Here is a 26,008-nt window from a genome sequence, read left to right as displayed (position 1 = left end):
AGGCACCCGGCGCCGCGCGCCGGTCACGCCCAGGGCAGCGGCGGCCCGGTGCGGGCCGGGGTGCGGGCCAGGGTCTCCAGCGCGATCCGGACGCCCTCGGCCAGCTGGGGGTCCTGGCCGGCCGCCCAGTGGTGCGGGGCGAACGGCACCTCGACGTCCGGGTCGACGCCGTGGTTCTCCAGGCCCCAGCCGTAGTTCTCCAGCCACATCGCGTACTTGGGCTGGGTGACCAGGGTGCCGTCGACCAGCTGGTAGCGGCTGTCGATGCCGATCACCCCGCCCCAGGTGCGGGTGCCGACCACCGGGCCGATGCCGAGCGCCTGGACGGCCGCGTTGACCACGTCGCCGTCCGAGCCGGACAGCTCGTTGGCGATCGCGACCACCGGCCCGCGCGGGGCGTCCATCGGGTAGGGCACCCGGTGGTCGGTGTCCCGGATCGCGTACCAGCCGACGATCCGCCGGGCCAGCTTCTCTATCACCAGCTGCGAGGTGTGGCCGCCGCGGTTGTCCCGGACGTCCACGATCAGGCCCTCCCGGGCCATCTCGGTGGACAGGTCGCGGTGCAGCTGGGCCCAGCCGGCCGTCTGCATGTCGGGGATGTGCAGGTAGCCGAGCCGCCCGCCGGACAGCTCGCGCACCGCGGCCCGCCGGCCGGCCACCCAGTCGTGGTAGCGCAGCGCCTCCTCGTCGGCGAGCGGGACGACCACCGGGTGGCGCGGGTCGCCGCCGTCCTTCCCGGCCACGGTCAGCTCGACCGGCTGACCGGCGGTGCCGGCCAGCAGCGGGGCCGGGCCGGTGACCGGGTCCACCGGACGGCCGTTGACGGCGAGCAGGGCGTCGCCCGGGCGGATCGCGACGCCGGGCGCGGCCAGCGGCGAGCGGGCCCGGGGGTCGGAGGACTCGCCGGGCAGGATCCGGTCGATCCGCCACCGTCCGCCGTCCCGGACCAGGTCGGCGCCCAGCAGGCCCTGGCGCCGGGCGGGTTCGGTGTAGCGGCCGTACGGCACCACGTAGGCGTGCGAGGTGCCGAGCTCGCCGTGCACCTCCCAGAGCAGGTCGACCAGTTCGTCGTGCGAGCCGACCCGCTCGACCAGCGGCCGGTAGCGCTCCAGGATCCCGGCCCAGTCCACGCCGCCGAGGTCGGGGCGCCAGAAGTTGTCCCGCATCAGCCGGCCGTTCTCGGCGTACATCTGCCGCCACTCGGCGGCCGGGTCGACGGTCACCCGCAGCCGGGCCAGGTCGACGGCGGTCTCCTCGTCCTCGCCGCCGGCCTTGTGGTCGGCCGGGACGATCCGCAGTTCGCCCTCGTCCTGCACGGCCACCCGGGTGCCGTCCCCGCTGACCGCGAAGTCGTCGACGCCGTGCACCAGTTGCTCGACCCGGCGCTTGCGCAGGTCGAAGCGTTCCAGCACCGGACGGGGCCGGTCGTCGTCCAGCGAGGCCGCGCCGTCGCCGAGTTCGCCGAGCAGCGGCGCCCTGGTCCAGAGCAACCCGTCCTTGGCGGCGCGCAGCGTGTGGAAGCGGCCGCCCTCGACCGGGAAGGGGACGATCCGGTCGGCGATGCCCGCCAGGTCCACCACGGTCGCCGGGGCGGCCTCCGCCGCGCCCGCCTTGGGCTCGTCCTCCTCCCCGCCCGGCGCCCGGCCGGCCCGCCGCGGCCCGAACGGGGACGGCGTCTCGGCGGCGAGGGTGACCAGGTACGGGCGGCAGCCGTTCGGGAAGGACAGGTCGAAGGAGTGGGCGTCGTACACCGGGTCGAAGGTGCGCACCGACAGGAAGGCCAGGTAGCGGCCGTCCGCGGTGAAGGCCGGCGAGGTGTCCAGGAAGCGCTGCGGGGTGACCTCGCCGACGGTGCGGGTGGCCAGGTCGGCCAGCACGATCTGGCGCAGCGAGTACGGGCCCATCCGGTGCACCGGGCGGGACCAGGCCAGGTGGGCCGAGTCCGGGCTGAACACCAGCCCGCTGACCTCGCCGTCGCCGCTGCGGTCCAGCTGGTGCACGGCGCCGTCGGCCAGGGCGACCAGCAGCACCCGGCCGTCGTGCACGCCGAGCGCCGCCTGCTTCCCGTCCGGGGAGACCACCAGCGAGTTGACCCGGCCGAGCTGTCCGGCGGCCAGCCGGCGCCGCTCGGGGCCGTGCACGGCGGGGGCGTACTCCAGGGCGTCCTCGCCCTCGGCGTCGGTCACCCAGAGCACGCCCTGGGCGCCGTCCGCGCCCGGCACCACCCGGGCCAGCCGGGCGCGCACGCCCGGGGTCTCGTCCAGCACCCGGGCCGGGCCCTCCCGGTGGGTCAGCCAGTGCACGCTGCCGCGCACCACCGCGGCGCTGGCCCGGCCGGTGCGGTCCGGGGCGACGGAGTCGAGCCAGTGCGCGGCGGACACCGGGCGGGGGCGGCGGCCGGTGCGCGGGCCGGCCAGCCGGACGTCCAGGCGGCGCGGCTCGGCGGTGTCCAGGTCGTCCAGCAGCCAGAGGTCGCCGGCCCGGTGGAAGACCACCCGGGTGCCGTCGGTGCTCGCACCGCGGGCGTAGAAGCCGTCCGGGTCGGTGCCGTGCCGGCGCAGGTCGGTGCCGTCCGGGAGGCTGGACCACAGCTCGCCGACGCCCTGGTGGTCGGACAGGAAGGCGATCCGGCCGCCGCGCCCGCCGTCCCCGGCGACCCACAGCGGGGAGTCGAGCTGCCCGTCCAACTCCTCGTGGATCCGCGTGAATTCGTCCCGGCCGAGCCACAGCCGGCCCGCCCGGCCGCCCCGGTAGCGCTTCCACCAGGCCGGCTCGCGGTTGTTGAAGGTGGCCAGCAGCACGCGGTCGCCGTCCGGTTCGAAGGCCAGCCCGCCGACCGGCCCGTACGGCAGCCGCACCGGCGGGCCGCCGTCCAGCGGCAGCGCGTGCGCCCAGCTGCGGCGCCCGCCGGCCTCGCCCGCGCCGGTGGTGGCGATCGGACGCCCGTCCGCGGTCCACCCCTGCACCCGGGTCGCCTCGTTGCCCCAGTGGGTGAGCCGCCGGGACGGACCGCCGTCCACCGGCACCACGTGCACCTCGGGGGCGCCGTCCCGGGTCGAGGTGAAGGCGATGAGCCGCCCGTCCGGGGAGAACCGGGGGTGGCGCACCGGCAGGTGATCGGCGGTCAGCCGCCAGGCCCGTCCACCGTCCAGCGGGGCGAGCCAGAGGTCGTCCTCGGCGACGAAGGCGGCCAGGTCACCGTGCAGATGGGGATGGCGCAGATAGGCGCCCGCGGAGGTGCTCAGGGAGTCCGTCACGCCGCCAGCGTAGGCAGGTGCGGGTACGAGCCGCTCCGTTTTCGGCAACTCCCGCCCGGCGCGCGGGGGTTACGCCCAGCGCCCGGTGCGCCCCAGCAGCAGCGCCCCGGCCGCCACCCCGGCGGTCGAGGTGCGCAGCACCGACGGGCCCAGCCGGTACGGCTTCGCGCCCGCCTCGGCGAAGGCGGCCAGCTCCTCCGGGGAGACCCCGCCCTCCGGGCCGACCACCAGCACGATGTCCCCGGCGTCCGGCAGGGCGGCCTGCGCCAGCGGCTCGGCGCCCTCCTCGTGCAGCACGGCGGCGAGCGCGGCCCGTGCCAGCAGCGGGGCCAGCTGCCGGGTGGTCATCGGCTCGCGCACCTCGGGGAAGCGCAGCCGGCGGGACTGCTTGCCCGCCTCCCGGGCGGTGGCCCGCCACTTGGCGAGCGCCTTGGCGCCGCGCTCGCCCTTCCACTGGGTGATGCAGCGCGAGGCGGACCAGGGGACCACCACGTCCACGCCGACCTCGGTCATGGTCTCCACGGCCAGCTCGCCGCGGTCGCCCTTGGGCAGCGCCTGGACGACGACGATCCGCGGGGCCGGCTCCGGCTCCCGGCGCACCGCGGTGACGCCGACCTCGATCGCGTCCTTGCCGAGCACCGCGGCGACGGTGCCGTCCACGCCGAGTCCCAGGCCGTCCGCCAGGGTCACCGCCTCGCCGGCCGCCAGCCGCTTCACCGCGGCCGCGTGCCGCCCCTCCGCCCCGTCCAGCCGCACCACGGCCCCGGGCGCGGCGGCGGCGAGCCGCTCGGTCTCGACGACGAAGACGGGCGCGGTCATGACGGGGGAACCTCCGGGGGAACGGGACGTGGGACAACGCGAAGGGGGTGCCGGGGCTGGCCCCCGGCACCCCCTCACGGACGGCTACCGGCCGTTGAAGGCGTCCTTCAGGCGCGAGAACAGCCCCTGCTGGCCCGGCGCGAACTGGCCGGACGGGCGCTCCTCGCCGCGCAGTACGGCGAGCCGGCGCAGCAGTTCCTCCTGCTCGGCGTCGAGCTTGGTGGGCGTCTGCACCTCGACGTGCACTATCAGGTCGCCCCGGCCGCCGCCGCGCAGGTGGGTGATGCCCCGGCCGTGCAGCGGGATCGACTGGCCGGACTGGGTGCCGGGCCGGATGTCGACCTCCTCCAGCCCGTCCAGGGTCTGCAGCGGCACCTGGGTGCCGAGCGAGGCGGCCGTCATCGGGATGGTGACGGTGCAGTGCAGGTCGTCGCCGCGCCGCTGGAACACCGCGTGGGTGGTCTCGGCGATCTCGACGTACAGGTCGCCGGCCGGGCCGCCGCCGGGGCCGACCTCGCCCTCGCCGGCCAGCTGGATCCGGGTGCCGTTGTCGACACCGGCCGGGATCTTGACCGTCAGGGTGCGGCGGGCCCGCACCCGGCCGTCGCCGGCGCACTCGGGGCACGGGGTCGGCACGACGGTGCCGAAGCCCTGGCACTGCGGGCAGGGGCGCGAGGTCATGACCTGGCCCAGGAAGGAGCGGGTCACCTGGGAGACCTCGCCCTTGCCGCGACACATGTCACAGGTCTGCGCGGAGGTGCCGGGGGCCGCGCCCTCGCCGCTGCAGGTGGTGCAGGTGACGGCGGTGTCGACCTGGAGTTCCTTGGTGGTGCCGAAGGCGGCCTCCTCCAGGGTGATCTCCAGCCGGATCATGGCGTCCTGGCCGCGGCGGGTGCGCGAGCGCGGGCCGCGCTGGCCGGCCGCGGCGCCGAAGAAGGCGTCCATGATGTCGGAGAAGCCGAAGCCCGCCGCGCCGGCCCCGAAGCCGCCCGCGCCGCCGCCGGGCGACAGCGGGTCGCCGCCGAGGTCGTAGACCTGACGCTTCTGCGGGTCGGAGAGCACCTCGTAGGCGGCGTTGATCTCCTTGAACCGCTCCTGCGTCTTCGGGTCCGGGTTGACGTCCGGGTGCAGTTCGCGTGCCAGGCGCCGGAACGCCTTCTTGATCTCGTCCTGCCCCGCATCCCGTCGGACGCCGAGTACCGCGTAGTAGTCCGTGGCCACCAAATGCTCCGCTTGTTCCGCCTGTAGTAGTGCTGCGACTGGTCACCGCCGTCGAATCCCTCAACGGCGGCTGCTTGCTACGACTCGGCCAGGATCTGACCCACGTACCGTGCCACCGCCCGCACCGCCCCCATTGTGCCCGGGTAGTCCATCCGGGTCGGACCGATCACACCTAGTTTGGCCACGCTCTCGTCGCCCGAACCGTAACCGACGGAGACGACCGAGGTGGAATTCAGCCCCTCGTACGCGTTCTCCCGCCCGATCCGGACCGTCATCGCGGCGTCGGTGGTCTCACCCAGGAGGCGGAGCAGGACGACCTGCTCCTCCAGTGCCTCCAGCACCGGCTGGATGGTGAGCGGGAAGTCGTGCCCGAAACGGGTCAGGTTGGCCGTGCCGGCCAGCATGATCCGTTCCTCGTTCTGTTCGGCGAGCGCCTCGAACAGCGTCGCCAGGACCGTACTGACGGTCGGGCGGTCGGCCTGTTCGAAGACCGCCGGCAGTTCCTCCAGCAGCCCCGGGACGTCCGGCAGCCGCTGACCGGCCGCCCGCGCGTTGATCCGCGACCGCAGGTCCGCCAGGACCGTCTCGCCGACCGTGCCCGGGCAGTCGACCATCCGCTGCTCGACCCGGCCGGTGTTGGTGATCAGCACCAGCATCACCTTGGCCGGGGCCAGCGCCACCAGCTCGATGTGCCGGACGGTGGAGCGGGTGAGCGAGGGGTACTGCACCACGGCGACCTGCCGGGTCAGCTGCGCGAGCAGCCGCACCGTGCGGGTGACCACGTCGTCCAGGTCGACGGCGCCGTCCAGGAAGTGCCGGATCGCCCGGCGCTCCGGGGAGCTCATCGGCTTGATCTCGGCGAGCTTGTCGACGAACAGCCGGTAGCCCTTGTCGGTGGGGATCCGCCCCGCACTGGTGTGCGGCTGGTGGATGTACCCCTCCTCCTCCAGCGCCGCCATGTCGTTGCGCACCGTCGCCGGGGACACCCCGAGGTTGTGCCGCTCCACCAGGGCCTTGGAGCCCACCGGCTCCTCGGTGCCCACGTAGTCCTGGACGATCGCGCGCAGCACGGCGAGCTTGCGGTCGTCCAGTTGGCGGACCTCTCCGGCCATGGGGCACGCACCTCCGTCTTCGCGCGTTGTCCGTCTGTGATGCTGCGAGCCGCTCCTGCGGAGGGGCCCGACCTTGGCACTCTGCGCACACGAGTGCCAAAACCGTACCTGCCAGTGTACGGCCCGGGTCCTACCGCAGGAACGGCCCGGCCGGGGTGATCCTGCCCGCAGTTCCGGACGGCCGCCACGACACTCCGTGTGCCGGGGTGGTGCCCCGGGGCCGTCCGGGTGGCAGCATCGAAAGCGACGGCGAACGGAGGAGCAAGCAATGTCGAGCTCGGGCCAGCACACCCGTTTCGCGCCCGACCGCGGCCTGACCGGCCGCATGGTCGCGACGATGTTCGTGATCGGGCTGCTGTACGTCGGTTTCACGGGCCTGCTGATCGTGCTGCTGCGCGGGGCCTGGCCGCTGATCGTGCTGATCTCCGGCGGGCTGTTCGTGGCCCAGTTCTGGTTCAGCGACAAGATCACCGAGCGGGCGATGGGTGCCCGGCCGGTGACCGAGGAGGAGTACCCCCAGCTGCACGGCACCATCGACCGGCTCTGCGCACTGGCCGACATGCCCAAACCCCGGGTGGCGGTCGCGGACAACGACATGCCGAACGCCTTCGCCACCGGCCGCAACCCGCAGAACGCCGTGGTGTGCGTCACCACCGGCCTGCTGCGCCGGCTCGAACCGGAGGAGCTGGAGGGCGTCCTCGCGCACGAGCTGTCGCACGTCGCCCACCGGGACGTCGCGGTGATGACCATCGCCGGCTTCCTCGGGGTGCTCGCCGGGGCGATGACCCGGATCGCGATGTACGGCGGGTTCATGGGCGGCGGGCGCAACAACAACGACCAGAACGCGGCCATCGCGGCGCTGATCATCCCGCTGGTGTCGATCGTGGTCTACGCGATCAGCTTCCTGCTCACCCGGCTGCTGTCCCGCTACCGCGAGCTGGCCGCCGACCGGGCCGCCGCCCAGCTCACCGGCCGACCCAGCGCGCTGGCCTCGGCCCTGACCAAGGTGACCGGGCAGATCGCCGCCATCCCCAGCGAGGACCTGCGCAGGTCGCAGCCCTACAACGCCTTCTACTTCGCCCCCGCGCTGAGCGCCAAGGAGACCGCCGCCCAGCTGTTCTCCACCCACCCGACGCTGGAGAAGCGGCTGGCCCAGCTGGCGAAGATCTCCGAGCAGCTCGGCCGCTGACCCCCGACCCGGAAGGCACCCCCGTGGGAATCCTGGACGCCCTATTCGGCCGCACCAAGCCCGTCAAACCCGACCTCGACCAGCTGTTCGGCCTGCCGTCCGCCGCGCTCACCCTGGAGGCCGGGGCCGGGTTCCTGCCCACCGGGCTGGGCTCGGTCTGCTTCGCGGCCGTCGAGGGCGGGGCCTTCGTCCAGGTGGAGCAGCAGGTCCGGGCCCTGCTGGACGCCGACACCGAACGCGGCGGCGTCCCGGTGGAGGCCTCCAAGGACGGCTACGGCTACTCCTGGCTGCTCGCCCGGCACACCCCCGAGGAACTGCCGGAGCTGGTGAACGACCTGCACGCGGTCAACAGCGAGCTGGAGGCCAACGGCTTCGGGCCGCAGCTGCTCTGCTCGCTGGTCGCCTTCCGCAACCCGGAGGGGCAGTCGCTGGCCCTGGTCTACCTCTACAAGCGCGGCACCTTCTACCCGTTCGCCCCGATGCCCGGCGGCGGGGAGCGGCGCAACAGCCCGCTGGAGCTCCAGGTCAACGCGCTGCTGGGGAACGACCTGCGGCTGGAGAAGGACCTCAGCCGCTGGTTCCCGGTCTGGGGCGCACCGGGCCTCTGACGCCCCGTCCGTAGACTCGCCACCATGCGCAGCCACCAGTACGGACCGGACCTCACCCCGCCGTGGAAGAAGCAGGCCCCCGCCCCGGAGGTGCCCGCCGAGCGGGACCTGGTGGTCGAGGAGGCGGCCACCGGCTACTGCGGGGCGGTGGTGCGCTGCGAGAAGACCGCCGAGGGGTTCACCGTCACCCTGGAGGACCGCTTCGGCCGGCACCGGGTCTTCCCGATGGTCCCGCGCGGCTTCCTGCTGGAGGGCCGGACGGTCACCCTGGTCCGCCCGACCGCCCCCGCGGCGCCCCGCACCCCCGCCCGCACCGCCTCCGGCTCCCTCGCCGTCCCCGGCGCCCGCGCCCGGGTCGCCCGCGAGTCCCGGATCTACGTGGAGGGGCGGCACGACGCCGAACTGGTCGAGCGGGTCTGGGGCGACGACCTGCGGATCGAGGGCGTCGTCGTCGAGTACCTGCGGGGCATCGACGACCTCCCGGCGATCGTCGCCGACTTCGCCCCCGGCCCCGGCCGCCGCCTCGGCGTCCTGGTCGACCACCTGCTCCCCGGTACCAAGGAGCACCGCATCGCCGCCCGGGTCACCGGCGACTCGGTGCTGGTCGTCGGCCACCCCTACATCGACATCTGGCAGGCCGTGAAGCCGTCCTCCGTGGGCATCCCCGGCTGGCCCGCCGTCCCGCGGGGGGAGGACTGGAAGGAGGGCACCTGCCGCCGCCTCGGCTGGCCGGTGGACACCCCGGCGGCCTGGAAGCGGATCCTGTCGAAGGTGGACTCCTACAAGGACCTGGAGCCCGAACTCCTCGCGAAGGTCGAGGAGTTGATCGACTTCACGGCCCTCCCGGAGTGACCCCGGGGGAATTCAGAAGTCATCAGATCCACGCCCAGTGCACCCACCGGAACGACCTCACCAAACAGACTGGTCCTCGTTGAAAGGTAGTCGGGCTCCCCGGCAAGGGTTTCCCGGCTCGGCTCGGTCAGTAGCACGCAGACGGCCTCACCCGGGTCAACGATGAGATATGCCGGGATTCCGGCCTCCGCGTAGAGCCCCCGCTTCGAGTAATAGTCCCTGAGCGAGCTCGCCCCTGAGACTACCTCGACCACCATGGCAGCCACAGCGACGTCAATCGCCGCACTCTCGAGAACCACGAGATCCGGCTGCAGCCGGCTGCCGTATCCCCAGTAGGCGAGGTCCTGCTTGGTCAGCCGGTACCACAGCTCGTGGGGGACCTGATGGATGAGGGACGCGACGATGAGGTTGGTCGTCATGTCGGAGCTCAGAGACAGCAGGATCTCCCCGGAGATGAGCTCGGCGCGGACACCCTCTGGGACGTCGAGCTCCTCCAGAACCCTCCACGATCGCGCACTTGGAGTAGTCACGCGAACACGATAGCCGTGAATCAGTCCACCAGGTCACGGACGACGCCGTCCGCCAAGAGGCGGCCCTGGAGGGTGAGGGCGGCGCGGCCCTGCTCGTAGGGCTCCTCGGCGAGGAGGCCGTCGGCGAGGGCCTTGGCGGCGGCGCGGCGGCCGGTGTCGGTCAGCAGGTCCAGCGGGATGCCGCGCTCCAGGCGCAGTTCCAGCAGGATGCGCTCGACCCGGCGGTCCTCCTCGCCCAGCACCTCGCGGCCCAGGGCCGGGGTGCGGCCCTCGGCGAGGGCCTGGGCGTAGGCGGCGGGGTGCTTGGCGTTCCACCAGCGGACGCCGCCGACGTGACTGTGGGCGCCGGGCCCGGCGCCCCACCAGTCGGCGCCGGTCCAGTAGAGCTCGTTGTGGCGGCAGCGGCCCTCGGGGGTGGTGGCCCAGTTGGAGACCTCGTACCAGGAGTAGCCGGCCGTGCTGAGCGCCTGCTCGGCGATGAGGTAGCGGTCGGCGTGCACGTCGTCGTCGATCATCGGCAGTTCGCCGCGCTTGACCCGGGCGGCCAGCTTGGTGCCGTCCTCGACGATCAGCGAGTACGCGGAGACGTGGTCGGGCCCGGCGCCGATCGCGGCGTCCAGGGAGGCCCGCCAGTCGTCGTCGGACTCGCCGGGGGTGCCGTAGATCAGGTCGAGGTTGACGTGCTCGAAGCCGGCCTCGCGGGCCTCGGCCACGCACGCCTCGGGGCGGCCGGGGGTGTGGTGGCGGTCGAGCAGTTGGAGGACGTGCGGGCGGGCGCTCTGCATGCCGAAGGAGATCCGGTTGTAGCCGCCCTCGCGCAGTTCGGCCAGGTAGGCCGGGTCGACGGACTCCGGGTTGGCCTCGGTGGTGACCTCGGCGTCCGGGGCGATCCCGAACTCCTCGCGCAGCGCGGCCAGCATCTTCACCAGGTCGCGGGCCGGCAGCAGGGTCGGGGTGCCGCCGCCGAGGAAGACGGTCTCCACCGGCAGGTCGACGTCCCCGAGCACCCTGCGGGCGTGCCGGATCTCGGCGACCACGTTGTCCGCGTAGGTCTCCTGGGAGGCGACCGCCCCGGAGGAGCGCAGCTCGGTGGCGGTGTAGGTGTTGAAGTCGCAGTAGCCGCAGCGGCTGGCGCAGTAGGGCACGTGCAGGTAGAAGCCGAACGGCCGTCGGCCCAGCCCGGTGAGGGCGTGCGCGGGCAGGGAACCGTCGGACGGCACCGGTTCGCCGTCGGGGAGTGCGGAGGGCATGACCCCATTGTCCCGTACGGCCCGACCGAACACGCGGGCCGTACGGGAGCGGGGGCTCAGGCCTCGTTGGCGCCCGCGTACATCGCGGTCACCGCGTCCGCGTAGGTCCGCTCGACGACCGGGCGCTTGATCTTCAGGCTCGGGGTGAGCTCGCCGTGCTCGATGTCGAGGTCGCGGGGCAGCAGGTGGAACTTCTTGATCGTCTGCCAGCGCTGGAGGTCGGCGTTGACCCGCTTGACGAAGCCCTCGATCAGCTGGTGCACGGCCGGGTCGGCGGCCAGCTCGGCGTAGCTCTTGCCGGCCAGGCCGCGCTCGGCGGCCCACGGCATCAGCACCGCCTCGTCCAGGCCGATCAGCGCCGTGCAGTAGTTGCGGCCGTTGCCGATCACCAGGATGTTGCTGACGAACGGGCAGACCGCCTTGAACTTGCCCTCGACCTCGCTGGGCGCCACGTACTTGCCGCCGGAGGTCTTGAACAGGTCCTTCTTGCGGTCGGTGATCCGCAGGAAGCCGTCGGCACTGAGCTCGCCGATGTCCTCGGTGTGGAACCAGCCGTCCGGCTCCAGCACCTCGGCGGTCTTCTCCGGCAGGTCGTGGTAGCCGCGCATGACGCCGGGGCCGCGCAGCAGGATCTCGCCGTCCTCGGCGATCCGCACCTCGGTGCCGGGCAGCGGGCGGCCGACCGTGCCGATCCGCACGTCCTCCTTGCGGTTGACGCAGGAGCCGGCGCTGGTCTCGCTCAGCCCGTAGCCCTCCAGGATCGGCACCCCGGCGCCGAGGAAGAAGTAGCCGATCTCGGGGGCGAGCGCGGCGCTGCCGGAGACCGCGCCGCGCAGCCGGCCGCCGAAGGCCGCCCGGATCTTCGCGTACACCAGCTTGTCGGCCAGCGCGTGCTGCAGCCGCAGGCCCAGCGGGGCGGACTCGACGCCGGTGGCGACCCGGCTCTCCTGGACCACCCGGGCGTGCTCGCGGGCGACCTTGGCGGCCCACAGGAAGATCTTGTACTTGGCGCCGCCCTCGGCCCGGGCCCGGCCGGCGATGCCGTTGTAGACCTTCTCGAAGATGCGCGGCGCCGAGGCCATCACGGTGGGCCGGATGACCGGCAGGTTGTGGATGATCCGGTCGACCCGGCCGTCCAGCGCCATCACGTGGCCGGTGGCGATCTGGCCGGAGATCAGGGTCTTGCCGAAGACGTGCGACAGCGGCAGCCACATGAACTGGACGTCGTCCGGGCCGAGCAGGCCGCTGGACTCCTGGGCCCGGCCCTCGTACGCCCAGCAGTCGTGCACCAGGCGCACGCCCTTGGGGCGGCCGGTGGTGCCGGAGGTGTAGATCAGGGTGGCCAGCTGCTCCTTGTCGAGCGCGGCCACCGCCTTCTCGACCGCGTCCGGGTGCTGCTCCAGGTACTCGGCGCCGCGCCGCTCCAGCTCGGCCAGGGTGATCAGGTCCAGACCCGCGGTGTCGGGCGCCTCGGCGGGCTCGTCGAAGAGGATCACGGTGCGCAGCTCGGGCAGCTCGTCGATGTGCTCGACGGCCTTGGCCAGCTGGGCGGCGTTCTCCGCGAACAGGGCCCGGGAGCCGGAGTTGGAGAGGATGAAGGCCGTCTCGTCCGCGTTGGTGCTCGGGTAGACCGTGGTGATGGCGGCGCCCGCGCACATCGCGCCGAGGTCGGTGAGGATCCACTCCAGCCGGGTGGAGGAGGCCAGCGCGACCCGGTCCTCCGGCTGGATGCCGAGCGCCATCAGGCCGGCCGCCACCGCCTTGACCCGGACCGCGGTCTGCGCCCAGGTGAGCGAGCGCCACTGCTCGGCGCCCGGCGCGCCGTCCGCGGCGTGCTCGTCGACCGTGACGGGGTGGCGGTAGGCCTCGGCGTTCGGGGTGGCGGCGACGCGCTCCAGGAACAGGTGGGCGACGGACGCCGGACGCCCGGCGACGATGTCGGCACTGCCGGAGTCGATCAGGGACTGCGCGGAACTCAACGAGGACCTCCGGGGGCGGGTGGCCGTCTGAGGGATTTGTCTCGGCGTCCGTGGGGGCGGGCGTCGGGCGCCGGTCCACGTGAGCGGTGAGCGGTACCGGTCAGTAACAAGGGCGCAGTCAGCAGCCTAGGGGGAAATCGGTCATTCCGTAAGGGGGCGGATCCAGCTGGCACGCCCCCGCCGCGCCGGTGCCCGGCACCGACGCCCCGGGACCGGCCGCGCCGACCCGCCGACCCGACCGGCAAAGGCAAAGGCCCGGCAAACCTCCCCGGGAGAGCGCCCGAATGGTCCGTACGACGCCGTGGAACAACGAGAATTGGGGTGCGAACCCGACCGGCGACGACAAGAGTGTGCCAGTGCTGATCAGACTGCTCCGGGCGTACCTGCGCCCATACTCCCGACAGATCACCTTGCTGGTGACCCTCCAGCTGGTGTCCACCCTCGCGGCGCTCTACCTGCCCACGCTCAACGCCGACATCATCGACCAGGGCGTGGTCAAGGGCGACACCGGCTACATCCTGCGCGTCGGCGCCGTCATGATCGGCGTCACCCTCGCCCAGGCCCTCTGCTCGGTCTGCGCCGTCTACTACGGCGCCCGCACCGCGATGGCGTTCGGCCGCGACCTGCGGGCCTCCGTCTTCGACCGGGTGCAGAGCTTCTCCGCCCGCGAGGTCGGCCAGTTCGGCGCCCCCTCGCTGATCACCCGCACCACCAACGACGTCCAGCAGGTCCAGATGCTGGCCCTGATGAGCTTCACCCTGATGGTCGCCGCACCGATCATGTGCGTCGGCGGCATCATCATGGCGCTCAACCAGGACGTCCCGCTCTCCGGACTGCTGCTCGCCGTCATCCCCGCACTCGGCATCGTCGTCACCCTGCTCGTCCGGGCCCTGCGCCCGAAGTTCCGCAGCATGCAGGAGCGGATCGACACCGTGAACCGGGTGCTGCGCGAGCAGATCACCGGCATCCGGGTCATCCGCGCCTTCGTCAAGGACGACCACGAGCAGCAGCGCTTCGGCCAGGCCAACGAGGACCTCACCCAGGTCGCCCGGCAGGTCGGCCGACTGATGTCCGTCATGTTCCCGGCCGTGATGCTGGTCGTGAACGTCTCCAGCATCGCGGTGCTCTGGTTCGGCGCCCACCGCATCGACAGCGGCGCCATGCAGGTCGGCGCGCTCACCGCCTTCCTGACCTACCTGATGCAGATCCTGATGAGCGTCATGATGGCCACCTTCATGTTCATGATGGTGCCGCGCGCCGAGGTCTGCGCCGAACGCATCCAGGCCGTCCTCACCACCTCCTCCAGCGTCGTCCCGCCCGCCGCCCCGGTCACCGAACTGCTGCGCAACGGCCACCTGGAACTGCGCGACGTCGACTTCCGCTACCCCGGCGCCGAGGCCTCGGTGCTGCGCGGCATCGACCTCACCGCCCGCCCCGGCGAGACCACCGCCATCATCGGCTCCACCGGCAGCGGCAAGTCCACCCTGCTCGGCCTCGTCCCCCGGCTCTTCGACGCCACCTCCGGCCAGGTCCTGCTCGACGGCGTGGACGTGCGCGAGCTCTCCGCCGACACGATCGCCGACAGCGTCGGCATCGTCCCGCAGAAGCCGTACCTGTTCAGCGGCACCGTCGCCAGCAACCTCCGCTACGGCCGGCCCGACGCCACCGACGAGGAACTCTGGAAGGCCCTGGAGATCGCCCAGGCCAAGGAGTTCGTCGAGAAGCTCACCGAAGGCCTGGACGCCCCCATCGCCCAGGGCGGCAGCAACGTCTCCGGCGGCCAGCGCCAGCGCCTGGCCATCGCCCGCGCCCTGGTCCGCCGCCCCGACGTCTACCTCTTCGACGACTCCTTCTCCGCCCTCGACTACGCCACCGACGCCAAGCTGCGCAAGGCCCTCGCCCGCGAGACCGCCGACGCCACCGTCCTGATCGTCGCCCAGCGGGTGTCCACCATCCGCGACGCCGACCGGATCGTCGTCCTCGACGAGGGCGCCGTCGTCGGCACCGGCACCCACCAGGAACTGATGGCCGACAACCCGACGTACCGGGAGATCGTGCTCTCCCAGCTCACCGAGCAGGAGGCGGCGTGACCAGCCCCGAGAAGGACGCCGGCCCCGACAAGCTCCCCAGCGACTCCCAAGCCGCCGCCGCCCGCCGCGGCCCGGCCGGCCCCGGCCGCTTCATGGGCGGCCAGGGCACCGAGAAGTCCATGGACTTCAAGGGCTCCGGCAAGCGCGTGCTCGGCCTGCTGCGCCCCGAACGCAAGCTGCTGCTCGGCGTCCTGCTGCTCGGCGTGCTCGGCATCGGCTGCGCCGTCACCGGCCCCAAGATCCTCGGCGACGCCACCGACCTGATCTTCGCCGGCGTCGTCGGCGCCCGCTTCCAGCCCGGCGCCTCCAAGGCCGAGGTGATCGCCGGACTGCGCGCCCACGGCGACGGCGGCGTCGCCGACCTGCTCTCCGCGGTCGACTTCACCCCCGGCCACGGCATGGACTTCGGCGCCATCGGCTCCGTCCTGCTCTGGGTGCTCGGCATCTACCTCGCCTCCGCCCTCTTCGGCATCGTCCAGGGCCGCCTGGCCACCAAGGCCATCCAGTCCGCCGGCTACCGGCTGCGCCAGGACGTCGAGGCCAAACTCGCCCGGCTGCCGCTCAGTTACTTCGACAAGCAGCCGCGCGGCGAGGTGCTCAGCCGGGTCACCAACGACATCGACAACATCGGCCAGTCGATGCAGCAGACCATGGGACAGATCATCAACTCGCTGCTCACCGTGGTCGGTGTGCTCGGGTTCATGTTCTGGATCTCCCCGCTGCTCGCCGGGATCGCCCTGATCTCGGTGCCGCTGTCGGTGCTCGTCGCCGCCAAGGTCGGCAAGCGGGCCCAGCCGCAGTTCGTCCAGCAGTGGAAGTCCACCGGCCAACTCAACGCCCACATCGAGGAGATGTACACCGGCCACACCCTGGTCAAGGCGTTCGGCCGGCAGCGCGAGTCCGCCGAGACCTTCCGCGAGCACAACGAGGCGCTCTACCACGCCAGCTTCCGGGCCCAGTTCATCTCCGGGATCATCCAGCCCGCGATGATGCTGATCGGCAACCTGCAGTACGTGCTGGTCGCGGTGGTCGGCGGCCTGCGGGTGGCCAGCGGCTCGCTGTCCATCGGCGACGTCCAGGCCTTCGTCCAGTACTCCCGGCAGTTCAGCCAGCCGCTCACCCAGGTCGCCAGCATGGCCAACCTGGTGCAGTCCGGGGTCGCCTCCGCCGAGCGCGTCTTCGAACTGCTCGACGCCCCCGAGCAGACCCCCGAACCCGCCATGCCCGAGAAGCCCGACGCCGTCCACGGCCGGGTCGCCTTCCAGGACGTGTCCTTCCGCTACGACCCCGAGAAGCCGCTCATCGAGGACCTCTCGCTCAAGGTCGAACCCGGCCAGACCGTCGCCATCGTCGGCCCCACCGGCGCCGGCAAGACCACCCTGGTCAACCTGCTGATGCGGTTCTACGAGGTCAGCTCCGGCCGGATCACCCTCGACGGCGTCGACATCGCCGCGATGTCCCGCGAGGACCTGCGCTCCGGCATCGGCATGGTCCTCCAGGACACCTGGCTGTTCGGCGGCAGCATCGCCGACAACATCGCCTACGGCGCCGGCTCCGCCACCCGCGAGCAGGTGGTCGAGGCCGCCAGGGCCGCCCACGTCGACCGCTTCGTCCGCACCCTCCCGGAGGGCTACGACACCGTCATCGACGACGAGGGCACCGGCGTCAGCACCGGTGAGAAGCAGCTGATCACCATCGCCCGGGCCTTCCTCGCCCAGCCGTCGATCCTCGTCCTGGACGAGGCCACCAGCTCGGTCGACACCCGCACCGAGGTGCTCATCCAGCGGGCCATGGCCCGGCTGCGCACCGGTCGCACCAGCTTCGTCATCGCCCACCGCCTCTCCACCATCCGGGACGCCGACGTCATCCTGGTGATGGAGAGCGGCTCCATCGTCGAGCAGGGCTCGCACGACGAGCTGATCGCCGCCGACGGGGCCTACGCCCGGCTCTACCAGGCGCAGTTCGCGGAGGCCGTGGCCGAGGTCGACTGACCGCGCGCGAACATGCGGAAGGGCCCGGGGCGGATCGCCCCGGGCCCTTCCGTCGTTGCTACTTCTTGTCCTTCGGGCCCTCGGCGTCGGTGGACAGCGCGGCGATGAAGGCCTCCTGCGGGACCTCCACGCTGCCGACCATCTTCATCCGCTTCTTGCCTTCCTTCTGCTTCTCCAGCAGCTTCCGCTTGCGGGAGATGTCACCGCCGTAGCACTTGGCGAGGACGTCCTTGCGGATCGCGCGGACCGTCTCACGGGCGATCACCCGGGAGCCGATGGCGGCCTGGATCGGCACCTCGAACTGCTGGCGCGGGATCAGCTTCTGCAGCTTGCCGGCCATCATCACGCCGTAGCTATAGGCCTTGTCCTTGTGCACGATCGCGGAGAAGGCGTCCACCGCGTCGCCGTGCAGCAGGATGTCGACCTTGACCAGCTGGGCGCTCTGCTCGCCGATGGGCTCGTAGTCCAGCGAGGCGTAGCCGCGGGTCTTGGACTTCAGCTGGTCGAAGAAGTCGAAGACGATCTCGGCGAGCGGCAGGGTGTAGCGCAGCTCGACCCGGTCCTCGGAGAGGTAGTCCATGCCCTGGAGGTTGCCGCGGCGGGACTGGCAGAGCTCCATGATCGCGCCGACGAACTCGTTGGGCGCGAGGATGGTGCCGCGCACCACCGGCTCGTAGACGTCGGAGATCTTGCCGGACGGGAACTCGCTCGGGTTGGTGACGGTGTGCTCGGTGCCGTCCTCCATCACCACCCGGTAGACCACGTTCGGGGCGGTGGAGATCAGGTCGAGGTTGAACTCGCGCTCCAGGCGCTCCCGGATGATCTCCAGGTGCAGCAGGCCGAGGAAGCCGCAGCGGTAGCCGAAGCCGAGCGCGACCGAGGTCTCCGGCTCGTACACCAGGGCGGCGTCGTTGAGGCGCAGCTTGTCCAGGGCGTCGCGCAGCAGCGGGTAGTCCGAGCCGTCCAGCGGGTACAGGCCGGAGAACACCATCGGACGCGGGTCCTTGTAGCCGCCCAGCGGCTCGGTGGCGCCCTTGTGCATCGAGGTGATCGTGTCACCGACCTTGGACTGCCGGACGTCCTTCACACCGGTGATGATGTAGCCCACCTCGCCGACGCCGAGGCCGTCGGCGACCTTCGGCTCGGGCGAGATGACGCCGATCTCCAGCAGCTCGTGGGTCGCGCCGGTGGACATCATCGCGATGCGCTCGCGCTTGGTGAGCTGGCCGTCCACCACACGGACGTAGGTGACCACGCCGCGGTAGGAGTCGTACACCGAGTCGAAGATCATCGCGCGGGCCGGGGCGTCCTTGACGCCGACCGGGGCCGGGACGGTGTTGACGATGTGGTCCAGCAGGTCCTCGACGCCGAGACCGGTCTTGGCGCTGACCTGGAGCACGTCGGAGGGGTCGCACCCGATGATGTGGGCGATCTCCGCGGCGTACTTCTCCGGCTGGGCGGCCGGCAGGTCGATCTTGTTCAGGACCGGGACGATCGTGAGGTCGTTCTCCAGCGCCAGGTACAGGTTGGCGAGGGTCTGCGCCTCGATGCCCTGGGCCGCGTCGACCACCAGGATGGTGCCCTCGCAGGCCGCGAGGGAGCGGGACACCTCGTACGTGAAGTCCACGTGGCCGGGGGTGTCGATCATGTTGAGGATGTGCGTCGTCCCGGCGTCCGGCCCGGTCTTGGGGGCCCACGGGAGGCGGACCGCCTGCGACTTGATGGTGATGCCGCGCTCGCGCTCGATGTCCATCCGGTCGAGGTACTGGGCACGCATCTGCCGCGGGTCGACGACGCCGGTGATCTGCAGCATCCGGTCTGCGAGCGTCGACTTGCCGTGGTCGATGTGGGCGATGATGCAGAAGTTGCGGATCAGCGCCGGGTCGGTACGGCTGGGCTCTGGCACATTGCTGGGGGTCGCGGGCACCTTGGTCCGATTCTCCGTGGTCCGGGGCCGGGGCGGTCCGGATCATCGCTGACCGGCTATCCCGGGGACCGGACGGTCTCGTCCGATCGAAATAGTTCCTCCCATCTTCCCACGACCTCGGCGCGGGATGCCGTTCGGGCACCTCGCAGCCGCTCCCCGCCCGTGCGCCCGGTGGCCGGTTTGGGACGGACGGCGGGCCCCTGGTAGCATGGTCAGCTGCACCTGGCCCCGGCATGCCCTCTCAGCTGGTCCGGCGGCCTTCATGTGCAGCCCTCCCCCAGCCTTCGGCCGGGGGAACCCCCAGAACCATTCACACAAGACTGAGGCTCCTTCGTGGCGAACATCAAGTCCCAGATCAAGCGCAACAAGACCAACGAGAAGGCGCGCCTGCGCAACAAGGCCGTCAAGTCCTCGCTGAAGACCGCTCTGCGCAAGGCCCGCGAGGCCGCTGCCGCCGGCGAGACCGAGAAGGCCGTCGTGCTGGCCCGTGCCGCCTCCAAGGCGCTCGACAAGGCCGTGAGCAAGGGCGTCATCCACGCCAACCAGGCCGCCAACAAGAAGTCGGCCATCACCAAGCGCGTCAACACCGCCGTCCAGGCCTGACGCCCCCGGGGGCGCCAGCCCCCACCGCCTCGGAGCGAACCGGCCCTCTACCCGGGACCCCGAGGCGTGCGAGACTCGCACCGCACGCGGCCTGCGTTCGCCACGCGGGTGCGGTGCACACCAGCTGTACGACAGGCGTCGCAGCCGGCCTCCTCTTCGAGGCCGACTGCGGCGCCTGTCGCGTTGGCAGCGCCTGTCGCGTTGTGTGGCCCGGCCGCTATCGTCGGTCCGGCGTGATCGGGGCGCGGGGAGCGCACCGGCGCCCGTTCTGAGGGGGAACCGCCATGTCGACGCCACCGCCGCCACCGCCGTCCGCGACACCGTCCCCGGGGGCGAACGGGCCAGGACGGGGACCGGGACCGAGCGGGCCGGGGCCGAACGGGCCGGGGTACGGGTTCCCGCAGCAGATGCCGGGACCGGTGCCTCTGGGGCCGGTGCAGCCGGGACCGGTGCAGCCCGGCGTCGTGCCGCCGGCCGCGTCCGGGTTCGGGCCCCCGCCCGGTCCACCCGCCGCCGCCACGGCGCCCACCGGCCGCTCGGGCGGTAACCTGCGGCGCAACACCGTCTGGGCCTTCGTCGGCGCGCTGCTCGCCTCGGCCGGCTGGGCCACCGCCGTCATCGTCGTCCCCGACCTGGTCAGCACCGACTCCTCACCGCGCAGCCTCGGCGGCTACCACCTCTCGGACGACTTCTGCGCCACCGCGAAGCCCTCCCGGCTGCTGCAGACGTACACCGTCACCACGGACAGCAACTCGCCGTCCCACCACACCGACCGGAACCCGGCGCTGGACAGCATGAACTGCTCGATGTCGCTCAAGCGGACCGCCGGGACCGGCGGCAGCAGCGCCTCCGCGGAGTACGCCTCCGCCTACATCCGGGCCGACCTGCACAAGGCCGTCAACCCCGCGCCCGAGCTCAGGGCCAACAAGGCGCTCTACACGGCCCGCGGCTACCAGGCCACGGACCTCCCGGGGCTCGGCGAGGAGGCGTACTTCCTGTACAAGGACGACGGCTCGTCCACGTACCACAGCCTGTACGCCGAGGTGGACGTCCTCGACGGCGGGATGACCTTCTACCTCACGTACAACGCCAGTTACAGCCAGGGCAAGGACAACCCGCCGTCCATGAACGACCTGCGCACCGCCCTGCAGGCGGACGCCGACAACGCGCTCCGGGCCATGCGCAAGTAGCGGAACCCCGGCCCGGGGGCGTCAGTAGGAGGGCCGGGAGCCGGCCCGGGCGGCCCTGGCGACGGCGACCACCGCGCGCTCCAGGGCGAACGCCGGGTCGGCCCCGCCGCCCTTCACGGCGGCGTCGGCCCGGGCGATCTCGGTCAGCGCGGTGGCCACCGCGTCGCCCGTCCAGCCGCGCATCTGCTGGCGGACCCGGTCCACCTTCCAGGGCGGCATGCCCAACTCGCGGGCCAGATCGGCCGGGCGCATGTTCCGCCCGACCGTCGCCAGCCGCCCGATGCTGCGCACGCCGGAGGCCAGCGCATAGGTGATGCCGGTCGGCGGCTGGCCGACGGCCAGCGCCCAGCGCAGCCGCTCCAGCGCCTCGGCCGCCCGGCCGGTGACCGCCAGGTCCGCCACCTCGAAGCCGGTCGCCTCGGCCCGGCCGCTGTAGTAGCGGGCCACCACCGTCTCGTCGATGGCGCCCTCGACGTCGGAGGTCAACTGGCTGCACGCGGCGGCCAGTTCGCGCAGGTCGCTGCCGAGCGCGTCCAGCAGCGCCTGGCAGGCCTCCGGGGTCGCCGAACGGCCCAGCGCACGGAACTCGCCCTTGACGAAGGCCAGTCGCTCGCTCGCCTTGGCCAGCTTGGCGCAGGCCACCTCACGCCCGCCCGCCTTGCGCCCGGCGTCCAGCAGGCCCTTGCCCTTGGCACCGCCGGCGTGCACCAGCACCATGATCACTTCCTCGGCGGGCGCCTCGATGTACGCCTTGACCTCCTTCACCGAGTCGGCGGAGAGGTCCTGCGCGGCCCGGACCACGATCACCTTGCGCTCGGCGAACAACGAGGGCGTGGTCAGCTCGGCCAGACTGCCGGGCTGCAGGCCGCCGGGCGGGAGGTCCCGCACGTCGGTGTCCGGGTCCGCCGCCTTCGCCGCGGCCACCACCTGGGCGACCGCGCGGTCCAGCAGCAGCTCCTCCTGGCCGACCGCGAGGGTCAGCGGGGCGAGCAGGTCGTCGGGTGCACTCTTCCTGGCCATCGCCTACCAGCATCCCACGGGCCACGGACACTCCCGCCCGGGCCGCTGACCCTCCCGTCCGCCGGGCCGGCCCCGCCCCGGTTCCGGGACCGCCCTGCCGGAGCACCGCGCCCGACCTGGAGAATGGCACGGTGACCGAGAACCACACCCCCGACCTCCCGGCCGTCGACGACCCGTACGGCCGCCAGCTGCTCGTCCTGCCCGACCGCGACACCGCCGACGAGGCCGCCGAGGAGCTCTCCGCCGCCCACCCCGACCTCGGCGAGCTGGAGATCGTCCGCGACGCCCTGGCCGGCGAGGACGACGCCGAGGACGCCCAGTGGCTGGTCGTCCTCGACCCGCCGTCCGACGGCTGGACGCCCGCCCTGCTGCACGCCCTGGACACCGTGGTCGGCTCCTACGAGGGCTGGCGCGAGGAGGCCTGAGCCGGCCCGCCCCGCCGCCCGTCCGCTCAGCGCGGGAGCACCCAGTCCGGCCGCCAGGTGCCGGCCGCGTCGAGGGCGGGCGCGGCGGCGACCAGGTGGGCGCGCAGCACCGGCAGCGCCGGGTGGGGGTTGTCGCGGTGCCACAGCAGCGAGTGCGGGTAGACCGGCGTCGGACCGGTCACCGGGATGCGGCGCAGGCCGTGGCCGGCCGGCCAGACCAGGCGGGTGTGCTCGCTCATCAGGGTCGCCAGGGCCGGGGTGTCGGCGACGGTGTCCAGGAGCGCGTCCGAGCCGAAGTTGGGCCCGGTCGCCTCGATGGTGAGGCCGAACCCGGCCACCAGGTCCTCGTAGTAGGCGGCCCACTCGGTGCCGGGGGCGATGCCGGGCATCCAGATCCGGTGCCCGACGAGCTCGGCGACGGTCACCGAACGGGCGCCCGCCAGCGCGTGGGCGGGACCGGTGAGGAGCTGCAACGGCTCGTCCAGCACCCGGACCGACCCGATGTCGTCGGGCAGCGGCCGGCCGGGCGCGGCCACCGCCCGGAACGACGCGTCGATCGCGCCCGAGCGGAGCGCGGTGACGGCCGCCTCGACGTCGAACAGCATCACCACGTCCAGCTCGATCCCGGGGTTCACCCGGTGGAACTCCCGCAACAGGCCCGACGGCGCGACGCGCGAGGCGATCACGTCCACCCGCAGCGGCCGACGGCCGGTGCGCACGGAGGCGACCGCGCGCTCGGCGGCGCGCAGCAGTTCGCGGGCGTGCGGCAGGAACGCCTGCCCGTCGATGGTGAGTTCGGCGCCGCGCGGGGTCCGGGTGAACAGCCGGACACCGAGGTCGCGCTCCAGCGCGGCGATCCGCTTGGAGACGGCCTGCTGGGTGATCTCCAGGTCGGCCGCGGCCTTCTGGAACTGGCCCGCCGCCACGACGGCGGCGAAAGTGCGTACGGCTTCGAGGTCCATGCCGACCCACCTTAGGGAACAACGACCAGTTGTACGGAGTGCACGGAGCGGTTGTTTGACCTGCGGCTGCGCCGCCCGGTTGGCTCTGGCTGGTCAACGTCGGATTGTGCGGTCGGAACGTGCGACCGGGATGTCGAGGGAGCGCGCCGGGACATGCGCCGGGACAGGGTGGGCGGAGCGGCCAGGACGCGGCTGGGGCGGCGGTTCGGCTGGTTGTGGGCGGCCTACGCGGTGAGCGCGTACGGCTCCGGACTGGGGTTCGGGGCGCTGCCGCTGCTCGCCGTCCTGGTGCTGCACGCCGGACCGGCGCAGGTGTCCGCGCTGTCCGCGGTGGGCCCGGCGGTGGGGGCGCTGATCGCGGTGCCGCTCGCCCCCTGGGTGGAGTTCCGGCGCAAGCGCCCGGTGATGATCGCGATGGACCTCGCCCGGTTCACGGCGATGGCGACGATCCCGCTCGCCTACGCCCTCGGACTGCTCGGCTTCGTCCAGCTGCTGGCGGTCTCCGCCGTGGTCGCCGCCGCCAAGATCGCGTTCAACGCGGCCAGCGGCGCCCACCTCAAGGCCCTCGTACGGCCGGAGGACCTGCTGGTGGCCAACGCCCGCTTCGAGTCCACCAACTGGAGCTCCATCGCGATCGGGCCACCGCTCGGCGGCGCCGCCATCGGCCTGCTCGGACCCGTCACCACCGTGATCGCGGACGCGCTCAGCTACCTGCTCTCCGCCCTCGGCATCACCGCGATCCGCGGCCGCGAGGAGCCCCCGCCACCGCCGCCGAACGACCGGAGCACGGTGCGCACCGGCGCGCTGCTCGACGGCTGGCGGCACATCCTCGGCGACCCCGACCTGCGGGCCCTCTACCTCAACAACCTGCTCGTCGGCGGGCTGATCATGGCCACCGAGCCGGTGCTGGCCGTCCTGCTGCTGCGCCAACTCCACTTCCCGCCCTGGCAGTACGGCCTCGCCTTCGCCGCCCCCTGCCTCGGCGGACTGATCGGCTCCCGGCTGGCCCGGCGCGTGGTGGCCCGCCACGGCCGGGACCGGGTGTTCCGCACCGTCGGCACGCTTCGCGCCGTCTGGCTGATCGGCCTGGTCCTCGTCCGCCCCGGCGTGGTCGGCCTGCTCACCGTGATGGCCGTCGAGCTGGCGATCATCGTCAACATGAGCCTGTACAGCCCGGTGCTCGCCACCTACCGGCTCGAACGTACACCCGAGCACCTGGTCGCCCGCACCCTCTCCGCCTGGTCCATCGGCCAGCAGGCCTCCATCGCCGTCTGCACCGCGCTCGGCGGACTGCTCGCCGACGCCACCGGGCCGCGCACCGCGCTCGCGGTCGCGGGGCTGCTCATCCTGGCCACCCCGCTGCTGCTCCCGCGCGGCACCCGGCCGGCCCCGCCGCAGGAGGTCGCCGCGGCGTGACGTCGGTGCGGTGTGCGGTCGGCGCGGCGTGACGTCGGCGCGGCGTGCGGTGGAGCCTTCCGCGCGGCCGGTCCCGGCCACCGGTCCGGGCCGTCAACTCCCCTCCGTGCTCACCGATTCGGGTGAAGGTCCATCCACCGACCGTCGACGCGGCGACGGGCCGCCGTAGCCTCGGTGACGCCCGTCGCCACCGGTGTGCGCGCGTTCCACGTGTCGCTCCAGGGGCAGCCGCGGGATCCGTCGACTCGGAAGGGCCACCGGCACCATGACACGCTCAGCGGACGGAAACGACGTGACGACCGGCGGGCCCACCCGCCGCCGGCTCCTCAAGATCGGCCTCGGCGTCGCCGCGGGGGCGGGGGCGATCGCCTCGGGCGCTCCCGCGGCACTCGCCAACGGCCCCTACGACCCGACCGGTCCGACGATCGCGACCAAGCTGAAGAACCTCAGCGGCCCCGTCGAAACCGGGTCGCTCGGCGCACCCTGGACCGACCTCGGGATCCCCGTGCTCTGCCCGGACGGCACCATGCTCTTCGTCTGCGGCGACACCTTCGACGGCGACCAGGTCGGCCACGGCCAGTGGAACGCCCCGGTCGGCCTGCGCTCCAGCAGCGCGGACCTGAACAACCTGCGCATCGACGGCATCGTCCGGGGCGACCACGGCATCAGCCTCGTCGACGAACCGCACAACCGGGTCGGCGACAACTTCACGACCGCGATCCCGTCCGACGTCTTCGTCGTCGACGGGGTGATGTACATGCACCTCATGCGCGGCGTCATCTACGACACCCACCACACCGACTTCTGGCGCTCCACCGACAACGGCCAGACCTGGGAGTACCTCTGCCAGTGGCCGGCCGACCTGCACGGCGGGCAGTTCCAGCAGAAGACCTACGCCGTGGCCGACGACGGCTACTGCTACGTGCTGTCCACGGTGTTCAACCGCGACGTGGAATCCGGGATGCTGCTGCACCGGGTGCGGAAGGAAAGCCTCGGCAGCCCGGACGCCTACGAGCCGTGGGGCTACGCCGACGGCGGCTGGCGCTGGAACGCCCCCGCGCCGACCACCGTCCTCGGCACCCGCAAGTGGGGCGAGCTGTGCTTCCGCGCCATGGACGGCAAGTACGTGCTCACCTGGCTCAACATGGACCCGCTGTCGATCAGGGCCATGGTCTTCCCCTTGCCGACCTCGGACCTCACCCGGACGCTGGAGCAGGCCATGATCCTCCCCGGCACCCCGGGGCAGGAGGCCGCCAACCTGGTCGCCAGCCCGTACGGCGGCTTCGTCATCCCCGGCTCGACGTTCGGCAACTTCCACATCGTCGTCAGCCAGTGGTACGACCCGCAGAACTACCGGATCATGCAGTACCGGATCAACATGCTCTCCTGAGGCCCGCTGCCGCCGATGTCGTCCACCGGCCTGCTCCCCGGCCCGGGCCGGGGAGCAGGCCGGGGTGCCGGTTCTTCGTCCGCCCACCGGTGGCGGGTGGCCGGTCGGGGGGTGGCCGGGAGGCGGGCTATCGCTGCGGCGCGCTCCGGGCGGGCCCGGAGCGCGCCGCACATCGCG

20 protein-coding genes are annotated in these 26,008 nt (G+C 72.6%); 10 read left to right on the top strand and 10 right to left on the bottom strand.

What is annotated here, in order from left to right; all coding sequences use genetic code 11:
• Nucleotides 1–23: 23 nt before the first annotated feature.
• The 4 genes from ACIP4P_RS12740 to hrcA form a co-directional block, all read right to left on the bottom strand.
• On the bottom strand, nt 24–3,257 hold the full coding sequence (locus ACIP4P_RS12740) for a PDZ domain-containing protein (protein WP_400917305.1): 3,234 nt from the start codon (nt 3,255–3,257) through the stop codon (nt 24–26).
• Between the two features lie 69 nt (nt 3,258–3,326).
• Nucleotides 3,327–4,076 carry a 16S rRNA (uracil(1498)-N(3))-methyltransferase gene (locus ACIP4P_RS12735; RefSeq protein ID WP_400917303.1) on the bottom strand — a complete coding sequence of 250 codons (750 nt, stop codon included), beginning with the start codon at nt 4,074–4,076 and terminating at the stop codon, nt 3,327–3,329.
• An 84-nt stretch (nt 4,077–4,160) separates the two neighbouring features.
• A complete protein-coding gene (gene dnaJ / locus ACIP4P_RS12730; protein WP_350510974.1) occupies nt 4,161–5,297 on the bottom strand; it encodes a molecular chaperone DnaJ in 1,137 nt (378 codons plus the stop codon).
• Between the two features lie 77 nt (nt 5,298–5,374).
• Nucleotides 5,375–6,409: a heat-inducible transcriptional repressor HrcA gene (gene hrcA, locus ACIP4P_RS12725; RefSeq protein WP_350510973.1), complete on the bottom strand. Its 1,035-nt coding sequence runs from the start codon at nt 6,407–6,409 to the stop codon at nt 5,375–5,377.
• A gap of 268 nt (nt 6,410–6,677) precedes the next feature.
• Between hrcA and htpX the strand changes: the two genes are divergently transcribed.
• The 3 genes from htpX to ACIP4P_RS12710 are packed head-to-tail and all read left to right on the top strand — an operon-like array spanning nt 6,678 to nt 9,058.
• Nucleotides 6,678–7,598: a zinc metalloprotease HtpX gene (gene htpX / locus ACIP4P_RS12720; protein WP_400917300.1), complete on the top strand. Its 921-nt coding sequence runs from the start codon at nt 6,678–6,680 to the stop codon at nt 7,596–7,598.
• Nucleotides 7,599–7,621: 23 nt separating this feature from the next.
• A complete protein-coding gene (locus ACIP4P_RS12715) occupies nt 7,622–8,206 on the top strand; it encodes a hypothetical protein (protein WP_350510971.1) in 585 nt (194 codons plus the stop codon).
• Between the two features lie 24 nt (nt 8,207–8,230).
• Nucleotides 8,231–9,058, top strand: a complete 828-nt coding sequence (locus ACIP4P_RS12710; RefSeq protein ID WP_350510970.1) for a DUF3097 domain-containing protein — start codon at nt 8,231–8,233, stop codon at nt 9,056–9,058.
• On the opposite strand, the gene ACIP4P_RS12705 is transcribed toward ACIP4P_RS12710, so the two are convergent.
• Genes ACIP4P_RS12705 through ACIP4P_RS12695 form a run of 3 tightly spaced genes read right to left on the bottom strand, consistent with a single transcriptional unit; the run spans nt 8,986 to nt 12,817 of the window.
• The gene (locus tag ACIP4P_RS12705; RefSeq protein ID WP_400917297.1) at nt 8,986–9,588 is read right to left on the bottom strand and encodes a Uma2 family endonuclease; all 603 of its coding nucleotides are present in this window, start codon (nt 9,586–9,588) and stop codon (nt 8,986–8,988) included. The two genes, ACIP4P_RS12710 and ACIP4P_RS12705, sit on opposite strands and share 73 nt — an antisense overlap.
• Nucleotides 9,589–9,608: 20 nt before the next feature.
• Entirely contained in the window at nt 9,609–10,838 is a 1,230-nt protein-coding gene (gene hemW / locus ACIP4P_RS12700) for a radical SAM family heme chaperone HemW (RefSeq protein ID WP_400917295.1), read from the bottom strand.
• A gap of 56 nt (nt 10,839–10,894) precedes the next feature.
• Nucleotides 10,895–12,817, bottom strand: a complete 1,923-nt coding sequence (locus ACIP4P_RS12695; RefSeq protein WP_400917293.1) for an AMP-dependent synthetase/ligase — start codon at nt 12,815–12,817, stop codon at nt 10,895–10,897.
• Between the two features lie 356 nt (nt 12,818–13,173).
• Here ACIP4P_RS12695 and ACIP4P_RS12690 point away from each other — a divergent pair, with 356 nt between their 5' ends.
• Together ACIP4P_RS12690 and ACIP4P_RS12685 are read left to right on the top strand one after the other, a co-directional pair.
• Nucleotides 13,174–14,907: an ABC transporter ATP-binding protein gene (locus ACIP4P_RS12690; protein WP_400917291.1), complete on the top strand. Its 1,734-nt coding sequence runs from the start codon at nt 13,174–13,176 to the stop codon at nt 14,905–14,907.
• Nucleotides 14,908–14,999: 92 nt separating this feature from the next.
• Nucleotides 15,000–16,898, top strand: coding sequence for an ABC transporter ATP-binding protein (locus ACIP4P_RS12685; RefSeq protein ID WP_400917799.1), 1,899 nt, complete (start codon nt 15,000–15,002; stop codon nt 16,896–16,898).
• Nucleotides 16,899–16,956: 58 nt separating this feature from the next.
• Here the strand turns inward: ACIP4P_RS12685 and lepA are convergent, their stop codons facing one another.
• Nucleotides 16,957–18,825: a translation elongation factor 4 gene (lepA, locus tag ACIP4P_RS12680; protein ID WP_400917289.1), complete on the bottom strand. Its 1,869-nt coding sequence runs from the start codon at nt 18,823–18,825 to the stop codon at nt 16,957–16,959.
• Between the two features lie 333 nt (nt 18,826–19,158).
• Here lepA and rpsT point away from each other — a divergent pair, with 333 nt between their 5' ends.
• Both rpsT and ACIP4P_RS12670 read left to right on the top strand, forming a co-directional pair.
• On the top strand, nt 19,159–19,428 hold the full coding sequence (gene rpsT / locus ACIP4P_RS12675; protein WP_218205877.1) for a 30S ribosomal protein S20: 270 nt from the start codon (nt 19,159–19,161) through the stop codon (nt 19,426–19,428).
• 419 nt (nt 19,429–19,847) lie between these two features.
• Nucleotides 19,848–20,618 (top strand): hypothetical protein, encoded by a 771-nt coding sequence (locus tag ACIP4P_RS12670; protein ID WP_400917287.1) that lies wholly within the window; start codon nt 19,848–19,850, stop codon nt 20,616–20,618.
• 21 nt (nt 20,619–20,639) lie between these two features.
• Here ACIP4P_RS12670 and holA read toward each other — a convergent pair whose 3' ends face one another.
• Entirely contained in the window at nt 20,640–21,638 is a 999-nt protein-coding gene (gene holA, locus ACIP4P_RS12665; RefSeq protein WP_400917285.1) for a DNA polymerase III subunit delta, read from the bottom strand.
• 131 nt (nt 21,639–21,769) lie between these two features.
• Here holA and ACIP4P_RS12660 point away from each other — a divergent pair, with 131 nt between their 5' ends.
• Nucleotides 21,770–22,063, top strand: a complete 294-nt coding sequence (locus ACIP4P_RS12660) for a hypothetical protein (RefSeq protein WP_350510962.1) — start codon at nt 21,770–21,772, stop codon at nt 22,061–22,063.
• A gap of 26 nt (nt 22,064–22,089) precedes the next feature.
• On the opposite strand, the gene ACIP4P_RS12655 is transcribed toward ACIP4P_RS12660, so the two are convergent.
• Entirely contained in the window at nt 22,090–23,025 is a 936-nt protein-coding gene (locus tag ACIP4P_RS12655) for a LysR family transcriptional regulator (protein ID WP_400917283.1), read from the bottom strand.
• Between the two features lie 153 nt (nt 23,026–23,178).
• Here ACIP4P_RS12655 and ACIP4P_RS12650 point away from each other — a divergent pair, with 153 nt between their 5' ends.
• The gene (locus ACIP4P_RS12650; protein ID WP_400917281.1) at nt 23,179–24,441 is read left to right on the top strand and encodes an MFS transporter; all 1,263 of its coding nucleotides are present in this window, start codon (nt 23,179–23,181) and stop codon (nt 24,439–24,441) included.
• A 265-nt stretch (nt 24,442–24,706) separates the two neighbouring features.
• Nucleotides 24,707–25,831: a DUF4185 domain-containing protein gene (locus tag ACIP4P_RS12645; protein ID WP_400917279.1), complete on the top strand. Its 1,125-nt coding sequence runs from the start codon at nt 24,707–24,709 to the stop codon at nt 25,829–25,831.
• Nucleotides 25,832–26,008: the final 177 nt, after the last annotated feature.

Source organism: Kitasatospora sp. NPDC089509 (genome assembly GCF_044749365.1).
Lineage (GTDB): Bacteria > Actinomycetota > Actinomycetes > Streptomycetales > Streptomycetaceae > Kitasatospora.
Note: the sequence above shows the minus strand (reverse complement) of the source record. Positions and strands in the feature narration are given on the sequence as shown.